The following is an 18,707-nucleotide window of genomic DNA, read 5'->3' as shown; positions in this document are numbered from 1 at the left end:
GGCGCTTAGGCGCGCAGGATTCGATTGGTCATGAGATCGCGAATGGTACTGGGACGGTCGCGCCCGCCCAGCGGCCCTTCGACAACGGCCTCCAGGCGGTCGCCAAAGGTGGCACGAACCTCCGCGGCGCTCATCGCTGCCGGCTCGCCGGCCCGATTGGCGGAGGTCGAGACCAGCGGTCCGCCCCAGGCGGCACAGAGCGACTGCACCAGCGGATGGTCGCTGACGCGCACGGCCAGCGTCGGATGCGCACCACGCAGCAGGGGAAGCGCGCGGCCGTTGTCGGGGATCAACCAGGTGTTGGGGCCGGGCCAGGAGGCGCGAAGTCGGGCCATGGCGGCCTCGTCGACGCCCTCGAGCCAGGGCATGAGCTGGGCGATGTCGCCGGCAATCAGGATCAGCCCCTTTTCGCTGGCCCGCCCCTTGAGCGCGATGAGCGCGGCCAGGGCACGCTCGTCGTCCGGATCGCAGCCCAGCCCCCACACGCCCTCCGTGGGATAGGCGATGATGCCACCGGCGCGCAGGGCCACTGTCGCGGCCGAAAAATCCTGCATGACGCTCTCTCCCTCGCGAACGGCTCTCTATCTCGCGGTCTCTCAGCCGCATCTTGCGGTCGCTCAGCCGCGTTACGTTGGCGTCATATTAACACGCCGATTCCCACCGGGGCCGTGCCCCAGCGTCGCACCGGCGCGCACCCTCATCGTGTTCGAGACGACAGCAAGATCGCGACGGGAGGCTGGCGCGCTCGCCGGCGGGTCACCATAGTGAATGCGATTGTCTCTTCCTACCCCAGGAGTTGCCCATGCCGCGTCTGTCGCTTTCGCGCCGTTTGATTCCCCTGACGCTCGCCGCCGGGCTGAGCGCCTGTGCCCAGCAGCCCACCCAGCCCTCGCCCGAGGCGCAGACGCTCTCCGACGAGCTGGTCATGGCAACGGTCTGGATGCAGAGCGCGGGGGAGTATGCCGCGCTGAGCCATCAGGCCTTTCACCTGGCACGTCTCAACCTGGATCGCGCGCTCGCCGCATCAGACCGCCCGGCACAGCCACCGGCGATCATTGTCGATGTCGACGAAACCGTGCTCGACAACACACCCTACGAGGCGTGGCTGATCGATAGCGGCGAAAACTACGCAAGCGACAGCTGGCGAGCGTGGGTCGAAACCGCCAGCGCCGAGCCCATGCCCGGGGCCCGGGCATTCCTCGATGACGTCGCGGCGAGCGGGGTGGAGGTGTTCTATGTCACCAATCGCAAGGTCGAGGAGCAGGCGGCCACACTGCGCAATCTCGCCCGGGTGGGCTTTCCTAACGCCGATGCCGAGCACCTGCTGCCGCGCACGGCGCGCAGCGACAAGACCGCCCGCCGCCAGCGTGTGGCACAGTCGCACTGGGTCATTCTGCTGATGGGCGACAATCTGGGCGACTTTTCCACCGGGTTCGATCGCGAGACCGCACAGGCGCGACGCGCCGCGGTCAACGCTCGCGCCGAAGCGTTCGGCAGCCGCTACATCGTGCTGCCCAACCCAACCTACGGGGCCTGGGAAGGAGCGCTCTACGAAGGTGATTTCAGTGTGAGCGACGAGGCAAAGTCCCGCGCCCGGCGGGCACATCTGAGACGCTGGCAGGGGCCAACAGCGCCCTGACCCGCGCGACCGGTCAGCCGATAGCTCGTCTTTCGGCCAACGGACAAGAACGCTCAGCGTCAGCGACCGCGTCGCACCCAGCCGCCGGCAGCCTGCGCCACGCGCCCCTCGAGTTCCAGCTCCAGCAGTTCGAGCTGGAGTTCTGCGACCGAGCGCCCCGTCTGATCGACCAGCAGATCCAGCGGCGTCGGGGCATCACTCAAGGCCGCCAGCAGCGGCGATGACGGCGCCGCGGCCTGGTCGGCCTTCATCGCTGGCGCCTTGGCGCCCTCGCCCACCGCGCCGAGCGGCGCCCGCGTCGCTTCAGGGGGCACCGGCGTCTGCCATGCCCCCAGTTCCTCGAGCATATCGTCGACATCGCGCACCAGGGCCGCCTCGCCCTGTCGAATCAACCGCAGGCAGCCGCTGGCCTGCGGGTTGTGGATCGACCCGGGCAGTGCGAAGACCTCCCGCCCCTGTTCGAGGGCCAATCGCGCGCTGACCAGCGAACCGCTCTTCTCCGCCGCCTCGACGATCAGCACGCCCTGGGCGAGCCCGGTGATCAGGCGATTGCGCCGCGGAAAGAAACGCGGATGCGCCCGTGTCGCCGGCGGGTGCTCCGACAGCAACAGCCCCTGGCCGGCGAGGATCTCGCGGTAGAGCCCGGCATGACGCGGCGGATAGATGACATCGACCCCACAGCCCAGCACCCCGATCGTGGCACCGCCAGCCTGCAGGGCAGCCCATTGCGCGGCACCGTCGATCCCCAGCGCCATGCCACTGGCGATACCGAAACCGCGCGCGACCAGCGCCCGGGAGAAAGCCGCCGCATTATCCTGCCCTTCTCGTGTCGGCCGCCGTGTGCCAACCATCGCCATGGCTGGCAGCCCCAGCACCTCGAGATCGCCTTTGGCCCACAACAGCGTCGGCGGATCGGGCAGCTGATCCAGCAACGCCGGCCAGGCAGGGTGGCCCGGGTGCAGCAGATGATGACGCCGGTCCGCGGCCTCCCACTCGAGCCCCGCGTCCACTGCCGCCGCCAGCGGGCTACGCGAGGGGTGATCGAGCCACAGGCGCAAGGGCTGAGCCAGGTGGGATGGCAGTGCCGCCAGCCACCCCTGGGGCCAGACCGGCTCGCCGGACACCTGCCAGCGCCGGATCAGCGGGGCCAGTCGCGCCGGCCCCAGCCCGGGCAGTGCCTGCAACGCCAACCAGTCGCGCGTGGTCAGCGACATCGCGTTTCCCCCGACCGCAGCCCGTTCATGGTGTAACCAGCCGATCGCCGACGACCAACGCCTGCGAGGCGCGCATCACCAGGGCATAGCTGAGATGCTCGAAGACGCGGAAGATCATCACCGCGCCGGCTTCGGTATCCGGCAACGTCACCCAGTCGTCCTGCGTCTCGTCGTGGACGCGCTCGCCCTGATGCATCACCGTCAGCACATGGCCGGTCTCGAGGCCGCCTGCCGCCCCCTGATCGATCGCGATCACGTCATGACGACCGATAAAACGCACGCCCGCCGGCACCGACAGAATCGTGGCCTCCACCGCCAGGGGCGGGGGACGCGGCAGAAAGCGCGTGGTGATGCCGCCTTCATCGAGCGCCAGCAGATAGTCGCCGCTACGGATCTCCTCGGCGGCATCGAGCACCACGAGCTCGGCGATGTCGCCGTCACGCCGCCGCACGCGCACATGGCCGAGACGGTGCAGTTCGAGCCCTTCGGCGCGCGCATCCAGGCGACGGTAGTCGGTGGCCGGCCGGTAGACACCTAGTTGGGCGCCGGATGCCGGCAGCTCGCCACGCGCGTAGAGCGTATCCCCGGCGCCGCTCAGCAGACGCTGCCCGCTCCCCGCGAGGACGGTTGGCGCGTTATCCAGCTGTGCCGGATCGACAATCTGATAGGCATCCAGAAAGACACGAACGCGATCGAGTGGCAGGCTCGGAACCGCCTCCCGCTGCGGTGCGCGGCGCATCTCGGGCGAGAGTCTGACGACCGCGCCCGGGCCGCGTTCGAGGTGGAGCCCCGGGGCACCACGCGCATCCGTATCGAGGCGGATCACGTCGCCCGGATAGAGCCGCGACGGCGCATCGAGCTGCGGGTTGCGCCGCCACAGGCGCTGCCACTGCCAGGGCGCGTCGAGATAGCGGGCAGCGATCCCCCACAGGGTATCGCCGGGCTGCACCGTATAGCTGACCGGCGCCTCGTCGCGCACCGCCTGCGCCGAGGCCTGCATCGGCAGCGCACCCAGCAAAGCCAGCCCGAGGCCGGCCAGTGCCGTGCGACAGCGGCGCGCGCCGGCTCGGCCATCGCGGCAGAGAGTCATCGTCATCGAGAGTTCCAGACACGGGGTATCCCAAGATAGATCGGCCTCCGCCGTCAGGACTTGAATCTCCCTGAGCTCAGGCGCTCCCGCACCGCTGGCCACGTCCGCCATCCGCTCGCGCGGTTCCCTTCCTCCGTGCCAGCGCCCGCCACGCGTGGCCAGCGGCGTGGCACTTCAAGCACGACAGCGGTTTTCCCGCCGCCTCGGGCACACTACAATAGCGGTCAACACGTCACTCATGCCGACAGGCACCCCATACGCTATGGCCATCAGAACGATTCTTGAATACCCCGATCCGCGTCTACGCAACAAGGCGGCGCCGGTCGAAAAGGTCGACGACGAGATCCGCTCGCTGGTCGACGACATGATCGAGACCATGTACGACGCTTCCGGCATCGGCCTGGCCGCGACCCAGATCGACGTTCACCAGCGCGTGATCGTCATGGACGTCAGCGATGACCGCAGCTCGCCGCTGGTGCTGATCAATCCCAGCTACGAGCCACTCGACGACGAGCGCCAGCCGCTGCAGGAAGGTTGCCTGTCGATTCCCGACTATTACGCCGAAGTGCCGCGTGCGCTGCGCGTGCACCTCAAGGCGACCGATCGCGACGGCAACGACTACGAGCTCGACGCCGACGGTCTGCTCGCGCACTGCATCCAGCACGAGTGCGATCACCTCGAGGGCGTGCTCTTCGTCGACTACCTGTCGCCGCTCAAGCGCGACCGCGTGCTGAAAAAGATGCAGAAGCGCCATCGGCAGGGTCAGGACGCCTGATCCCTAGCCCCTGCTTGTATCCGGATTCCCGAGGCCGGCCGTCACCGCGACGCCGGCCTCGCGTCATTCATCGGCAGCCTTTGACTGCCCCAGCCAGGAACGCTCCCGCATGAGCCAACCGCTGCGCATCCTTTTCGCGGGCACGCCCGACTTCGCCGCCGAGAGTCTCCGTGCGCTGCTGTCGTCCCGGCATCAGGTCATCGGTGTCTACACCCAGCCGGACCGACCCGCCGGTCGCGGTCGCAAGCTCACGCCGAGTCCGGTCAAGCGCCTCGCGCTAGAACACGCTCTGCCGGTCGAGACACCGGCCAGCCTCAAGGACGCCGACGCCCAGCAGCGCCTGGCCGCGTTCGACGCCGACGTGATGATCGTCGTGGCCTACGGGCTATTGCTGCCCCAGGCGGTACTCGACACGCCGCGCCTCGGCTGCCTCAACGTGCACGCTTCGCTGCTGCCTCGCTGGCGCGGTGCGGCGCCGATCCAGCGCGCCATCGAAGCCGGCGACGCCGAGAGCGGTATCACGCTGATGCAGATGGATGCCGGGCTGGACACCGGCGACATGCTGCTGATCCGGCGCACGCCGATCGAGGAGCGCACCACCGGCGGCGAGCTGCATGACCGCCTGGCCACGCTCGGCGGCGAAACGCTGACCGCCGGGCTCGACACCCTTGCCACCGGCGAGCTGACGGCGACCCCGCAACCCGACAGCGGCGTCACCTACGCCAGCAAGCTCTCTAAAGCCGAAGCCGAGCTCGACTTCACGCAGCCGGCCGACGTGCTGGCGCGGCGCATTCGCGCGTTCAACCCCTGGCCGGTGGCCTGGACCCGCCTGGGCGAGGAAACCCTGCGGCTCTGGTTCGCCACCCCGGAGACGGAGGCCCACGGCGACACCGCGGCCCACGCCTCGCAGCCGGGCACGCTGCTCGCCCCGGCCAGCGATGCCCTGCGCATCGCCTGCGGCGCGGACGGCCGCGAGGTCCTGCGGGTCAGCCAGCTGCAGATGCCCGGCGGCAAACCGCTTGCCGCGCGCGATCTGCTCAACGCCAACCCGCCACGGCTGAGTGCCGGGCAACGACTCGGCGCAACCGGGGAGACCGCATCATGAGCCGCAAGAACGACGCCCGCGCCACTGCTGCACGCCTGTTGGTCCCGGTCATTACCGGCCAGGGGTCGCTCGCCGGTCTCGACGGTGACCTCGCCGCCTGCGGCGTTGCCGAGCGAGACCGCGGCTTCGTCAAGGCGCTCTGTTTTGGCGTCTGCCGCACCTTTCCGCGTCTCGAGGCGCTCAGCGGCGAGCTGCTGCGCGAGCCGTTCAAGCGCCGCGATAGCGACGTTCAAGCGCTTTTGCTGTTGGGGCTCTATCAGCTACTGCACATGCGCGTGCCGCCGCACGCCGCCGTCAGCGAAACCGCGGGCGCCGCACGCGCCCTGGGCAAGGCGTGGGCGACGCGAGTGCTCAACGGCTGTCTGCGCCGCTTCCAGCGCGAGTCGGTCGCGCTGCAGGGCAAGGTCGACCGGGACCCGCCGGTGGCGCTGTGGCACCCTGCCTGGCTGCTGCGCGAGCTGCGCGACGCCTGGCCGGACGAGTGGCGCGCCATCGCCGAGGCCAATAACGAACCCGGGCCGATGACGCTTCGCGTCAACGCGCGTCGCATCACGCGGGATGCCTATCTCGCGCAACTCGGCGAGGCCGGGATCGCGGCCGACCCCTGCCGCCTCTCCCACGACGGCATCCAGCTGCAGGCGGCCTGCGACGTGCGCCAGCTGCCCGGCTTCGATCGCGGCGAGATCAGCGTTCAGGATGAAGCCGCCCAGCTCTGTGCCGAACTCCTCGCGCCGGCGCTCGCCGAGCCCGCCGGTGCCCGGGTACTGGATACCTGCAGCGCGCCGGGTGGCAAGAGCGCCCATCTGCTCGAGCGCTTCTCGATCGACTTGACGGCGCTGGATGTCGACGCCGCGCGCCTCGCCCGGGTCCGCGATACGCTGGCCCGTCTGGATCTCACCGCCCAGCTACACGCCTGCGATGCCGCCGATCCCGACGGGGACTGGTGGGACGGCACCCCGTTCGATGTCATTCTGCTCGACGCGCCCTGCTCCGGCACCGGTGTCATCCGGCGTCATCCGGACATCAAGCTGTCGCGGCGATACAGCGATATCGCCGAGCTGGCCGCCCTGCAGTCGCGCCTGCTCGATGCCGCCTGGGCCAGGCTGGCGCCCGGCGGCACCCTGCTCTATGCCACCTGCTCGGTACTGCCGGCCGAGAATGCCGAGCAGATCGAGGCGTTCCTGGCCCGCACGCCGGACGCCACCGCCGACCTGCCGCCGAATCTGTCCTGGGGCGCCGTTGCCGGTGCCGGTCGCCAGCTGCTGCCGACACGGGAAGGGCCGGATGGCTTCTTTTACGCGCGTCTGCACAAGTCGACCTAGACGACATCTCGCCAGGTGCGGACGGCAATCGCCTGCGCCGCTTGCGCCATCCCGACCGGCCTTCGATACTGAGACATCACGATAACTCGGTTTGAGGAAGGTCGGCCGTGGCAGATTACGACGTGCTCGATCGCGGTGTTCGCCGCGAACCGCAACTCGCCCCGCTCTCGCTCGACGGCGTTGCCGCCGACAGTGCGCTGATCGTGGTCGACGTGCAGCCGGACTTCATGCCCGGTGGTGCCCTGGCCTGCCGCGAAGGCGACGAGATTCTCGCCGGTCTTGAGTGGCTGCTTGCCCAACGCGCCTTCGGCCATGTCGTGGCCACCCAGGACTGGCACCCCGCCGGGCATGTATCGTTCGCCTCCCGCCATCCGCCGCATCAGCCCTTCGAGGCGATCGACCTCTACGGACATAGCCAGACCCTGTGGCCGGACCACTGCGTGCAGCGCTCGGAAGGCGCGGCACTGCATCCTGCCATCGACTGGTCGAGCTGCGACCTGATCCTGCGCAAGGGCACCGACCCGCGCGTCGACTCCTACAGCGCCTTCCGCAACAATCACGGCCCCGGCGGCCACCGCCCCGCGACCGGCCTGGCAGGCTGGCTACGCGACCGCCATGTCACCGATGTCTATGTCTGCGGACTGGCACGCGACGTATGCGTGCTGTGGAGCGCCGAAGACGCGGTTGCAGCCGGCTTCCATACCCATTTCCTATGGCCGCTGACGCGCCCCGTCACCTTCGACACCGACGAGGATACCCGCGCACGGCTCACCGAACTGGGCGTCGAGATCGTCGATGCCTGACATCACACGCCCCCAGGAAGATCGGGCGTTTTTCCGTCGAAAGGAGTGCCACCATGAGCGACCACGTCTACAAGCAGATCGAACTGACCGGCTCCTCGCCCACCAGTATCGAGGACGCCGTGCAGAATGCGCTGACCAAGGCCGGCAAGACCCTGCATGGCATGCGCTGGTTCGAGGTCACGGAGACCCGCGGCCATCTCGAGAATGACCGCCTGGCCCACTGGCAGGTGACCATCAAGGTGGGCGTGACGCTCGACTGACCCGCCACGCGGTACCGCGAGCCAGCGCCCGCCGCGAGGCTCGCGGTACTGTCATTCCCACCCCCCGGTGGGTATCCTTCGCGCCAAATTGCGTGCAAGATGCGCCGAAGACAGCGCGCGACGCTCCCCCTGTTTCCGTGACGGTTTGGCATGAAAATCATCATTCTGGGCGCCGGCCAGGTCGGCGGCACACTGGCCGAGCACTTGGCCCACGAAGAGAACGACATCACCGTTGTCGACATCGACGAAGAGCGGCTGCGAGAGCTGCAGAACCGTCTCGATATCCGCACGGTGATCGGCACCGCGTCCTATCCCAACATCCTGCGTCAGGCCGGTGGGGAAGATGCCGACATGTTGATCGCGGTGACCAGCTCCGACGAGATCAACATGGTCGCCTGTCAGGTCTCGCACACCCTGTTCCGCACCCCGACGAAAATCGGTCGCGTGCGTTCGACCGCCTACCTGACCCGCAAGAGCCTGTTCTCCAACGACGCCATCCCCGTCGACGTGCTGATCAGCCCGGAACAGGTGGTGACCGACCATATCCGGCGCCTGATCGAGTACCCCGGCGCCCTGCAGGTGCTGGACTTCGCGGGCGGCCTGGCCCAGCTGGTCGCCGTCAAGGCGTACTACGGTGGCCCGCTGGTCGGGCAGGAGCTCGGCTTCCTGCGCCGCCACATGCCGGATATCGATACTCGTGTCGCCGCCATCTACCGCCGCGACCGGCCGATGATCCCCAAGGGCGATACCATCATCGAGGCCGACGACGAGGTATTCTTCATCGCCGCGCGCAAGGATATCCGCACGGTGATGGGCGAGCTGCGCAAGGTCGACCGCGATTTTCGCCGCGTCCTGATCGCCGGCGGCGGCAACATCGGCGAACGCCTGGCCGAGACGCTCGAGCACAAGCATCAGGTCAAGATCATCGAACATGACCTGCACCGCTGCGGCACGCTCTCCGAAAAGCTGGACCGCACCGTCGTGCTGCATGGTAGCGCCACCAGCAAGCGGCTGATGCTCGAGGAGAACATCGAGGACTGCGACATCTACTGTGCGCTGACCAACGACGACGAGGTCAACATCATGTCGTCGATGCTGGCCAAGCGCCTGGGCGCCAAGAAAGTGCTGACGCTGATCAACAATGCCGCCTATGTCGACCTGGTCCAGGGCGGCGAGATCGACATTGCCATCTCGCCGCAGCAGGCAACCATCGGCAGCCTGCTGACCCACGTGCGCCGCGGCGATATCGTCAACGTCCACTCGCTGCGACGCGGCGCTGCCGAGGCGATCGAGGCGATCGCCCATGGCGACCGGCGCTCCTCCCGCGTGGTCGGCCGTACCATCAGCGAAGTCGACCTGCCCAGCGGCACCAGCATCGGCGCCATCGTTCGCGGGCGAGAGGTTCTGATCGCGCACGACGACGTGATGATCGAGAGCGGCGACCACCTGATCCTGTTCGTGATCGACAAACGCCGGATTCGCGACGTCGAGCGTCTGTTCCAGGTCGGCCTGACCTTCTTCTGATGCCCCATTCGCCAGACACCGTCACCCCGTTCCGGCCGTCAGGGAGCCTCGCCACGTGAATCTACTGGTGATTCTGCGCATCGTCGGGCTTCTGCTGATGCTGTTCAGCCTGACCATGGTGCCCCCCATGGTCATTGCCCGGATCTTCCACGACGGCAACTGGCACGCCTTCGGCGCCGGCCTGGCGATCTCCGTGGTCACCGGCGCCCTGCTCTACTGGCCCAACCGCCGCGCCCGTCGCGAGCTGCGAACCCGCGATGGCTTCATCATCACGGTTCTGTTCTGGGGCGTACTGGGGCTGTTCGGGACGATTCCCTTCATGGTCTCGGACTCGCCGTCGATGTCGTTCACCGACGCGGCCTTCGAATCCTTTTCCGGGCTGACCACGACCGGTGCCACGGTGCTCAGCGGCATCGACCATCTGCCGGCCTCGATCCGCTTCTATCGACAGCAGCTGCAGTGGCTCGGCGGCATGGGGATCGTCGTGCTCGCCGTGGCGATTCTGCCGACGCTGGGCATCGGCGGCATGCAGCTCTATCGCACCGAGATCCCCGGTCCCTTGAAGGACTCCAAGCTGACGCCGCGCATCACCGAGACGGCCAAGGCACTGTGGTACATCTATGTGATTCTTACCGTTGTTTGCGCGCTCGCCTACTGGGCGGCCGGCATGAACTGGTTCGACGCGCTCGGCCACAGCTTCGCCACCGTCGCCGTCGGCGGCTTCTCCACCTACGACGCCAGCATCTCGCACTTCGACAGCGCCACCATCGAGCTGATCTGCGTCTTTTTCATGGTCGTTTCGTCGATCAGCTTCGGCCTGCACTTCGCGGTCTGGCGCGAGAAGCGCCTGCTGCAGTATGTCCGCGACCCGGAGTTTCGCTTCTTCGTGACCTTTCTGGCACTGCTGATCGCCATCACCGTGATCACGCTGTTCGCCACCGGCACCTATCACGATGCCACCGGCATCCGCCACGGACTGTTCGAGGCGGTCTCGGTCGCGACCACTTCCGGTTTCAGCGTGGCCGACTTCACCCTTTGGCCGGGCGTGCTGCCGATCATGCTGTTCATGGCGGCCTTCGTCGGCGCCTGTTCCGGCTCGGCAGGCGGCGGCATGAAGGTGATCCGCATCCTGCTGATCCTCAAGCAGGGGATTCGCGAGATTCATCGCCTGATCCACCCCAACGCGGTCTTCGCGGTGAAGGTCGGCAAGATGCGCATCTCCGAAGGCGTCGCCGAAGCCGTCTGGGGCTTCTTCTCGGTCTATCTGATGCTGTTCGTGATCATGTTGCTGGTGCTGCTGGCGACCGGGCTCGATCAGGTCACGGCCTGGTCTGCGGTCGGCTCCGCGCTCAACAACCTGGGGCCGGGGCTGGGCGCTGTCTCGACCGACTACGGCGATATCCCGGATATCGCCAAGTGGGTGCTGGTGCTGGCGATGATGCTCGGCCGACTCGAGATCTTCACCATTCTGGTCCTGTTCACGCCGGCGTTCTGGCGACGCTGACGTCCGCCTGGTGCTCTCGCCAAAGCCCGCGGCGGCGGCAGCGAGTTCTGCCTGACGCGCCAGCCATCGATCGCACGTTTAGTCCCGCTGTTTGCCGACTCGATGGTCGTTTGTCCCGAGGATCAATGACACTCCAGGGTTTTCCGAAAGTTCCGCCGCCTGATCGATGATAGAATGCGCCGCCTCACGGGCGGTCCCGTCCCGCCGCCCGTCGCTCACCCCGGCAGCTCGCGCGTTCTCGACCCGCCGGTGCACCGTCATTCCATCGAGAGAGAGCCATGTCCGCCCGCTCCGACACCAGCTCCGACACCCGCTCCCGCGCCGCTTCGCTGCCGCGCATCGGCCTGATTCCGCAGATTCTGCTCGGCATCGTCGCCGGCATCCTGCTGGCGCGCTATATGCCCGACCTTGCCGCCTCTGTCGCCATTCTGGGCGATCTGTTCATCGGCGCGCTCAAGGCGCTGGCACCGATTCTCGTCTTTCTGCTGGTGATGGCCGCGATCGCCGGCCACCAACGCGGCCAGCCGACGCAGATCCGCGGCGTCCTGGCGCTCTACCTGATCGGCACGCTGGTCGCCGCCCTGGTGGCGGTGACGGCAAGCTTCGCCTTCCCGACGAACCTGACGATCGATGCGCCGCCGGCTGATGGCACGCCTCCGGGCAATATCGCCGAGATCCTGCGCCACCTGGTGCTGAGCGCGGTCGATAATCCGGTTCATGCCCTGCTCGAGGCCAACTTCATCGGCATCCTGACCTGGGCGGTCGGCCTCGGGCTGGTGCTGCGGCAGGCCAGCGACACGACGCGCCGGGCACTCGGCGACGGTGCCGACGCCGTCTCGCATCTGGTGCGCTGGGTGATCCGTCTCGCCCCGCTGGGTATCTTCGGCCTGGTCGCCAGCACCCTTGCCTCGGAGGGACTGGCGGCCCTGGCCGACTATGCCCGGGTACTGCTCGTGCTGCTCGGCTGCATGGTCTTCGTGGCGCTGGTCACCAACCCGCTGATCGTCTTCCTCTACACGCGACGCAACCCCTACCCGCTGGTCTTCGCCTGTCTGCGCGGCAGCGCCATCACCGCGTTCTTTACCCGCAGCAGTGCCGCCAACATTCCGGTCAACATGGCGCTGTGCGAGCGGCTCGACCTGCACGCCGATACCTATTCGGTGTCGATCCCGCTGGGCGCGACGATCAACATGTCCGGGGCGGCGATCACCATCACCACGCTGACACTGGCCGCCGCCCATACACTCGGTATCGATGTAGATTTCGCCACCGCCCTGCTGCTGTGCATCGTCTCGGCGCTGGCAGCCTGCGGTGTCTCCGGCGTCGCCGGCGGCTCGCTGCTGCTGATCCCGATGGCGGCCAGCCTGTTCGGCATCTCCGCCGATGTGGCGATGCAGGTGGTCGCCATCGGCTTCGTCATCAGCGTGCTGCAGGATGCGACCGAGACGGCGCTCAACTCCTCCACCGATGTCCTGTTCACCGCGGCCGCCTGCCGCTCGCCGAAGGCGCGCGAGAAGCTGTCACAGGGCGAGTGAGCCTCGCCGCGTGCTGCCGAACCGTGCCACCGGCGTCACGCCGCCGCCCAATGATCCCGGTATCGACTTGGAATTGGCGGCGGGACGTGCAATATGGAGCGATCACTCTCTTGTCTGGAAACCCGCATTGATGTCTGACTCCGCCGCCGGACCGCGCCAGCACGTCGATCTGGCCGATCACCGCCTGACCCTGCTCGGTACCGCTCACGTATCGCAGGCCAGCGCCGACGAGGTCCGCGACCTGATCCGCTCCGGCGAGTTCGACGCTGTCGCGATCGAACTCTGCGCCTCGCGCTACCAGAGCCTTACCCAGCCGGATGCCATGGCCAAGCTCGATCTGTTCCAGGTGCTCAAGCAGGGCAAGGCCGGCATGGTGGCCGCCAGCCTGGCGCTCGGCGCCTTCCAGCAGCGCGTGGCCGAACAGTCCGGCATCGAACCCGGCGCGGAGATGCGTGCCGCGGTCAAGGAAGCGAAACGTGCCGAGCTGCCGCTCTATCTGATCGACCGCGAGATCGGCGTCACCCTCAAGCGCGTCTACCAGAACGTGCCCTGGTACAAGCGCTTCAACCTGATCTCGGGCCTGCTCGGTAGCGTGCTGTCGCGCCAGAAGGTCTCCCGCGAGGAGATCGAGAAGCTCAAGGAGGGTGACGTCCTCGAGTCGACCTTCGCCGAGTTCGCCGAACAGTCGCAGACGCTCTACGAGCCGCTGATCGCCGAACGCGACCGTTTCATGGCGCTCCGGCTGGTCGAGGAGCTACCGGACGGCGAGGCCCGCCGCGTGCTGGTGGTGATCGGTGCCGGCCACCTCAAGGGCATGGCGTCGCATCTGGAAGGATTGAACGACGCCCCCCCCGCGCGCGAGGCGGTGAACGCGGAGCGCGCGACGCTGGAAACGACCGCTCCCCGCGCACGCTGGTGGAAAGCGCTGCCCTGGATCATCGTGGCACTGGTGCTGACCGGCTTCGCCATCGGCTTCAGCCGCGACACCTCGCTCGGCTGGTCGCTGGTCGGCGAGTGGGTGCTGATCAACGGCAGCTTCTCGGCGCTGGGGGCGCTCGTGGCCTTGGCCCACCCGCTGACGATAGCCGCGGCCTTCGTCGGGGCTCCACTCACCTCGCTCAACCCCACCATCGGCGTCGGTTTCGTCACCGCCGGTACCGAGCTCTATTGCCGCCGCCCCACCGTCGGCGATTTCTCGCGCCTGCGCCGCGATGTCAGCCACTGGCGCGGCTGGTGGCGAAACCGCGTCGCACGAACCCTGCTGGTCTTCCTCTTTTCCAGTCTCGGTTCCGCCATCGCCACCTGGGTGGCCGGCCTGCGCATCGCCGGACAGCTGTTCGGCTGAGCCCCGGCTTCGACGCCTGCCCGGCGGCCCTGGCCGTAGGCAGGCGTTTCCTCCCGATTCCTCGAACGCTTGAATCTCGTCTCGACGACACCATATGGCTTTTCGAGGCCCCGGCGATAGCCGTGGCCGCTGGGGGCAAAAGCGTCACGGCCGCTCGGCCATCGAATCGCCGTCGACCTTTGAACAGGCCTTGGGCCTCTGAAAAACGATTCAGCCCTTGAAAAGCGATTTGACGACCCTATTTAACATAATGTCGAGCAACACGATCCGGAGAGGCTAGCAACACCGCCTCCGGAAACGTTAGCCGACAGACCGCGGACGCCGCCAAGCGGGTCCGTAGCGATGGCCCGGAACGGGTCCGGGCGTCACCAAGGTAACTTTGCTGAGAATCAGGAGGTTCACCATGAACACCATGTCACTGTCACCGCTGTTCCGCCGCTCCGTGGGCTTCGATCGGCTCAACGACCTGTTCGAGTCCGCCCTGCAGAACGACGTGCCCAGCTATCCGCCCTACAACGTCGAGAAATATGGCGAGAACGATTACCGCATTGCGGTCGCGGCCGCCGGTTTCGGCGAGGATGAGCTGGACGTCAACGTCGAGAAACGCGTGCTGACCATCAGCGCCGGCAAGGGTGAGCGTCACGACAACGCGCAGGTGCAATACCTGCACCAGGGGATCGCCCAGCGCGCCTTCAAGCTGTCGTTCCGCCTCGACGAGAACATCGAAGTCCAGGGCGCTCGGCTCGAAAACGGCCTGCTGATCGTCGACCTGCTGCGGGTGGTGCCTGAAGAGCAGCGTCCGCGTCAGATCCCGATCAACGGCAGCCAGCCGCGCCTGACGGAAACCCGGTCGGACGACAGCCCGGTCTCCCAGCATCAGACGGCCCGGGCCGAGACGACCGCCGTCTAAGCGGCAGAGACAGGTCGCGCCGCCGGTAACGGCGCGACGCCCAAGCGGTAACACGAGAACGCCCCGGCGGGGAAACCCGCCGGGGCGTTCTGCGTTCGCGGCAGGTGCTCGGTTACTTCGGCGAGGCTGCCGCTTTCGGGTCGATCAGCAGGCCCTGCTCACGTGCCATAGCGTAGGCGGACTTGGGGCCGTGCCAGAGCGTGGGGACCAGAATCAGCGCCACCGGGATGGCGGGCATGACCAGGAATTGCTGCAGCACGCTGACCTGGCCGGCGCCCATGTAGAGCAGGATGGCCGCCATCAGCGCGAAGGAGATACCCCAGAACGCCCGTAGTGCGGGGTTCGGCTCATCGTGACCGGCGCATACCACCGAGACGGCATAGCTCATGGAATCGCCAGTGGTGGCCACGAAGATCGTGGTCAATACCAGCACGGCCAGCGCCATCACGGTGCCGCCCGGCAGCGCCTGGGCGACCGTCAGCGTGGCCACGTCGAACTGAAAGTTCTGCAGCGGCTCGGCCAGATCGATCGTGCCCTGCAACTGATGATAGATACCGGAACCGCCCAGCAGCGTGAACCAGACCGTCGTCGCCAGCGGCGCCAGAATCGCGACCGCCACGATCATCTCGCGCACGCTACGCCCACGGGAGATACGCGCGACGAAGATCGCCATGACCGGCGCGTAGCCGATGAACCAGGCGAAGAAGAAGACGGTCCACCACTTCATCCACCAGCCGGGCGCCGTCTGCGCGGTCATGGTCGCCATGTCGAAGAACGATGACAGGTAACTGCCGAAGCCCTGGAACCAGGCATCGACCAGGAACTGGGTCGGCCCCAGCAGCAGGATCACCGCCGCGATCGCCAGCGCCAGACCGACGTTGAAACGACTCAGGATCTGAATGCCGCGATCGATGCCGGTCACGGCCGACGTAACGTAGATCGCCCCGAGCAGCACCATGATCGCAAGCTGGACGCCGTAGCCTTGCGGCAAGCCAAAGAGCTCATGCAGCCCGAAGCTCATCTGGGTCGCCAGGAAGCCGATCGGCCCCACCGTGCCGCCGACCAGCGCGATCACGCAGACGGCATCGACAACGCTCCCCAGCGCGCCGCGCACCCGGCGCTCGCCGATCACCGGCGCCAGCAGCGTCCGCGGCTGCAGTGGCAGGCCGCGCTGATAGTGATGATGCGCCAGCACGATGGCCGGCAGGGTGCCCAGCACCGCCCACGCCAGAAAGCCCCAGTGCATGAACGACTGTGCCAGAGCGCCCGGCACGGCGGCCGCCGTGCCCGCTTCGGCATCGAAGGCCGGCGGCGAGACCACGAAGTGGTAGACCGGCTCGCCGGCCGCGAAGAACACGCCGCCGCCCGCCAGCAGCGTGCAGAGAATGATCGAGACCCACTTGAAGGTGCTCATGTCCGGTGTCGCCTGCGCGCCGATCCGCGCACGGCCGGCAGGCGAGACAGCCACACCGATCGCGATGACGAACGTCAGCAGCAGCAGCAGCTGGAAGAAGCTGCCAAAGGTTTGTGCCGACCAGGTGAAACCGGCGCCGATGACATCGGTCACGGCATCCGGCGCCAGCGCCGAAGACAGCACGAAAGCCACGATGAACCCGATGGTCAAGACCAGGACGATAGGGTCACCGAAGCGGCCACCCGCCATGGAGCGGGGGTTGTTATCGGAAGGCATAGAGATCGTTTCGTTAGGCATGAAGCGCGACACCCTACAGACACCGGAAGGTGTCGGCAAATGCGCGATCTCGCAACTACCGGGGTTTTCAACCGGCAAATACCTGCCGGCCACCACGTCACGATTTACCGGATGCGCCCTGCCAGTAGCGGGCAAAACGCTGGTGCAGCGCCTTGGTCGGTTCGGCGTAGAGACGCCGCCCCAGCGCAAAGGCCTGTGTCGATAGCACCTGGCGGCGCTGCTCGATCAACGCCGCCAGCTGTGCCCGCTGGCGCATGCCGAGGTGCGCCATGACGTCGTCATCCAGGCTTGCCCGCAGCGTGGCGAGATCATGGTCCTCGCCCAGCCAGTCCGATAGCCGATGCGCTTCCCGCGAGCGCGTCTTCATCTCGGCCGGCCAGAGATCACGCAGCAGCTCACAGTGGTAGCGGTGATACTTGATCTGCTTGCGCCACTCGTGAAGTTCGCTCGTCGTCGGTGACCGACGCGCCCGCTTCCATGCCCGGCGCCCCCGCCGATAGCTCTCGGCAAGCCCCTCGCCCACGGCATCGAAACCCCGGGCGGACAGCGTCCAGTTCGGCACGGCCGACAGCGCCTGCTCGAGCACGGCGACCAGCGCGGCCGTCTCGGATAGCGCGGATGCCTGGCCGTCACCGCCCTCCTCGCCGGCCCCCTCGTTCCCGGCTTCGCTCTTTTTGGCCGCCGCGAGGGAGTGACGCCGTCGCGCTTGCAGCTGGCGACGAATCGCCGAGAAATGGCGCCGGTCGATCTGCTCGGCGTAACGCCGCATCAAGGCATCGAAGGTCTCGATCAGCACTTGCTCGTCGCGCTGCGAGGCCACGCTACGGGCAAGATTGCGGAAGCGACGATTCTCACCGGCATAACGCTTGCCCAGCGTCGGCCGAACCAGACGCAGCAGCGCCCGGAGCTTCTTGCAGCGCTGGCGAAGACGGTGGATCGCGTCGACCGGCGATTCCTGCTCGAGTGCCTGGCGGGCGCGTCCGATCTGCTCGGCGGCCACACGCTGCAGGTCACTTTCGACGTCATGGCGAACTGTCAGGCGATAGGACATCGATGGGCTCTCGTTGTCACGGGTATCGACTTCAGTCTAGCCGTTAGCGAGCCAATGCCATGCGTCGCCTACATCGAAATGCCAATGGTCGCGCGTGGCCCAGCAGTTCTAGTCTCGAAGTGAACAACGCCAAAGGGGGAGTACCGGCCGTGAAGAGCACACCCTTCATCACCGAGAGCCTGCTGCAGCGCTGCCGGCGCGAACAGGCCAACCAGTTCCAGCGAGCTCGCCAGAGTTTCGATCCGGCGTCGCTCAACGATCGCAAGGAGCTGTCACTGCTCGTCGAGGAAGCCATTCGGGAAGGCGAGAACTACGTCTCGATTGCCAGAGGACACGCGCATATCGGCCTGACCGAAAGCGATCTCCAGGCCCTGCTCGGGCCGGAGACAGCGATCCGCGATCGCATCGATCGCTTCCATCAAGCCTGAACCGCCTCTGGCGAATGGCCGGCCAGCACAGATCGACGGCCAACACAGATCGACAGCCGAAGCCGCGCGTCGCCGCTGCTCAGCGGGTGCAGTGGCGCTCGTAGGCGGAGGCGTGTTCGCCCAGCGCCACGCGTTCGTTGACTTCGCTGTAGTAGAACGCGGTGGTCGCCTCGCCGGCGGCCGGGTCGAGATAGCGCCCGCAGACACCGTAACCGTGCTGCACGTCGCGCATCGATTGCAGCTCGACGGCGTGATCGATACCCAGCTGCTCGACGATCAGCGCGTTGATGTCGTCGTCGACCTGGCTGTCCGAAATCGCCTGCCCGCCAAAGATGGCCGCAAATGCCACCAGAATCGCGACGACCGGTATGTATAGGTTGTGCATGGTGTCTGTCCGCGCATGGGGGAAGGTCGCGATGATACCGGATCGCCCTCGGTTAACGTAGCCCCTCGCCTTGAACCGGCTCTCGCCCGCTGCGCAGGCCACCGAT

Annotated in this window: 18 protein-coding genes; 12 read left to right on the top strand and 6 right to left on the bottom strand. The window is 67.2% G+C overall.

Going from position 1 to position 18,707, the window contains the following annotated elements:
• Positions 1-5 precede the first annotated feature (5 nt).
• Entirely contained in the window at positions 6-554 is a 549-nt protein-coding gene (tsaC, locus tag MC381_RS08805; protein ID WP_251977362.1) for an L-threonylcarbamoyladenylate synthase type 1 TsaC, read from the bottom strand.
• Positions 555-802: 248 nt separating this feature from the next.
• Here tsaC and MC381_RS08800 point away from each other — a divergent pair, with 248 nt between their 5' ends.
• Positions 803-1,639: a 5'-nucleotidase, lipoprotein e(P4) family gene (locus MC381_RS08800; protein ID WP_251977361.1), complete on the top strand. Its 837-nt coding sequence runs from the start codon at positions 803-805 to the stop codon at positions 1,637-1,639.
• Between the two features lie 59 nt (positions 1,640-1,698).
• Here MC381_RS08800 and dprA read toward each other — a convergent pair whose 3' ends face one another.
• Positions 1,699-2,853 carry a DNA-processing protein DprA gene (gene dprA / locus MC381_RS08795; RefSeq protein WP_251977360.1) on the bottom strand — a complete coding sequence of 385 codons (1,155 nt, stop codon included), beginning with the start codon at positions 2,851-2,853 and terminating at the stop codon, positions 1,699-1,701.
• A gap of 25 nt (positions 2,854-2,878) precedes the next feature.
• Positions 2,879-3,949, bottom strand: coding sequence for a LysM peptidoglycan-binding domain-containing protein (locus MC381_RS08790; RefSeq protein ID WP_251977359.1), 1,071 nt, complete (start codon positions 3,947-3,949; stop codon positions 2,879-2,881).
• A gap of 256 nt (positions 3,950-4,205) precedes the next feature.
• Between MC381_RS08790 and def the strand changes: the two genes are divergently transcribed.
• From def to MC381_RS08740, 10 genes are all read left to right on the top strand, one after another.
• Positions 4,206-4,718, top strand: a complete 513-nt coding sequence (gene def, locus MC381_RS08785) for a peptide deformylase (protein ID WP_251977358.1) — start codon at positions 4,206-4,208, stop codon at positions 4,716-4,718.
• Positions 4,719-4,827: 109 nt separating this feature from the next.
• Positions 4,828-5,823, top strand: a complete 996-nt coding sequence (gene fmt, locus MC381_RS08780) for a methionyl-tRNA formyltransferase (RefSeq protein WP_251977357.1) — start codon at positions 4,828-4,830, stop codon at positions 5,821-5,823.
• Positions 5,820-7,145 (top strand): 16S rRNA (cytosine(967)-C(5))-methyltransferase RsmB, encoded by a 1,326-nt coding sequence (rsmB, locus tag MC381_RS08775; protein WP_251977356.1) that lies wholly within the window; start codon positions 5,820-5,822, stop codon positions 7,143-7,145. Before fmt ends, rsmB begins: the two co-directional genes overlap by 4 nt.
• A gap of 107 nt (positions 7,146-7,252) precedes the next feature.
• Positions 7,253-7,948, top strand: coding sequence for a bifunctional nicotinamidase/pyrazinamidase (pncA, locus tag MC381_RS08770; RefSeq protein ID WP_251977355.1), 696 nt, complete (start codon positions 7,253-7,255; stop codon positions 7,946-7,948).
• A 53-nt stretch (positions 7,949-8,001) separates the two neighbouring features.
• Positions 8,002-8,208, top strand: a complete 207-nt coding sequence (locus MC381_RS08765) for a dodecin (RefSeq protein ID WP_251977354.1) — start codon at positions 8,002-8,004, stop codon at positions 8,206-8,208.
• A 150-nt stretch (positions 8,209-8,358) separates the two neighbouring features.
• Positions 8,359-9,732 carry a Trk system potassium transporter TrkA gene (gene trkA / locus MC381_RS08760; RefSeq protein WP_251977353.1) on the top strand — a complete coding sequence of 458 codons (1,374 nt, stop codon included), beginning with the start codon at positions 8,359-8,361 and terminating at the stop codon, positions 9,730-9,732.
• Positions 9,733-9,787: 55 nt separating this feature from the next.
• Positions 9,788-11,236: a TrkH family potassium uptake protein gene (locus tag MC381_RS08755; protein WP_251977352.1), complete on the top strand. Its 1,449-nt coding sequence runs from the start codon at positions 9,788-9,790 to the stop codon at positions 11,234-11,236.
• Positions 11,237-11,514: 278 nt separating this feature from the next.
• Positions 11,515-12,771, top strand: coding sequence for a serine/threonine transporter SstT (gene sstT / locus MC381_RS08750; protein ID WP_251977351.1), 1,257 nt, complete (start codon positions 11,515-11,517; stop codon positions 12,769-12,771).
• A gap of 130 nt (positions 12,772-12,901) precedes the next feature.
• Positions 12,902-14,116 carry a TraB/GumN family protein gene (locus MC381_RS08745; RefSeq protein ID WP_251977350.1) on the top strand — a complete coding sequence of 405 codons (1,215 nt, stop codon included), beginning with the start codon at positions 12,902-12,904 and terminating at the stop codon, positions 14,114-14,116.
• A gap of 403 nt (positions 14,117-14,519) precedes the next feature.
• On the top strand, positions 14,520-15,026 hold the full coding sequence (locus MC381_RS08740; protein WP_319022837.1) for an Hsp20 family protein: 507 nt from the start codon (positions 14,520-14,522) through the stop codon (positions 15,024-15,026).
• A gap of 112 nt (positions 15,027-15,138) precedes the next feature.
• Here the strand turns inward: MC381_RS08740 and MC381_RS08735 are convergent, their stop codons facing one another.
• Positions 15,139-16,716: a BCCT family transporter gene (locus tag MC381_RS08735; protein ID WP_251977349.1), complete on the bottom strand. Its 1,578-nt coding sequence runs from the start codon at positions 16,714-16,716 to the stop codon at positions 15,139-15,141.
• Positions 16,717-16,834: 118 nt separating this feature from the next.
• Positions 16,835-17,788, bottom strand: a complete 954-nt coding sequence (locus MC381_RS08730; RefSeq protein ID WP_251977348.1) for a CHAD domain-containing protein — start codon at positions 17,786-17,788, stop codon at positions 16,835-16,837.
• A 149-nt stretch (positions 17,789-17,937) separates the two neighbouring features.
• Between MC381_RS08730 and MC381_RS08725 the strand changes: the two genes are divergently transcribed.
• Positions 17,938-18,216 (top strand): hypothetical protein, encoded by a 279-nt coding sequence (locus MC381_RS08725; protein ID WP_251977347.1) that lies wholly within the window; start codon positions 17,938-17,940, stop codon positions 18,214-18,216.
• 79 nt (positions 18,217-18,295) lie between these two features.
• Here the strand turns inward: MC381_RS08725 and MC381_RS08720 are convergent, their stop codons facing one another.
• Positions 18,296-18,601 (bottom strand): hypothetical protein, encoded by a 306-nt coding sequence (locus tag MC381_RS08720; RefSeq protein WP_251977346.1) that lies wholly within the window; start codon positions 18,599-18,601, stop codon positions 18,296-18,298.
• Positions 18,602-18,707: the final 106 nt, after the last annotated feature.

The organism is Salinicola avicenniae (assembly GCF_023736115.1).
Classification (GTDB): Bacteria; Pseudomonadota; Gammaproteobacteria; order Pseudomonadales; family Halomonadaceae; genus Salinicola; species Salinicola avicenniae.
Note: the sequence above shows the minus strand (reverse complement) of the source record. Positions and strands in the feature narration are given on the sequence as shown.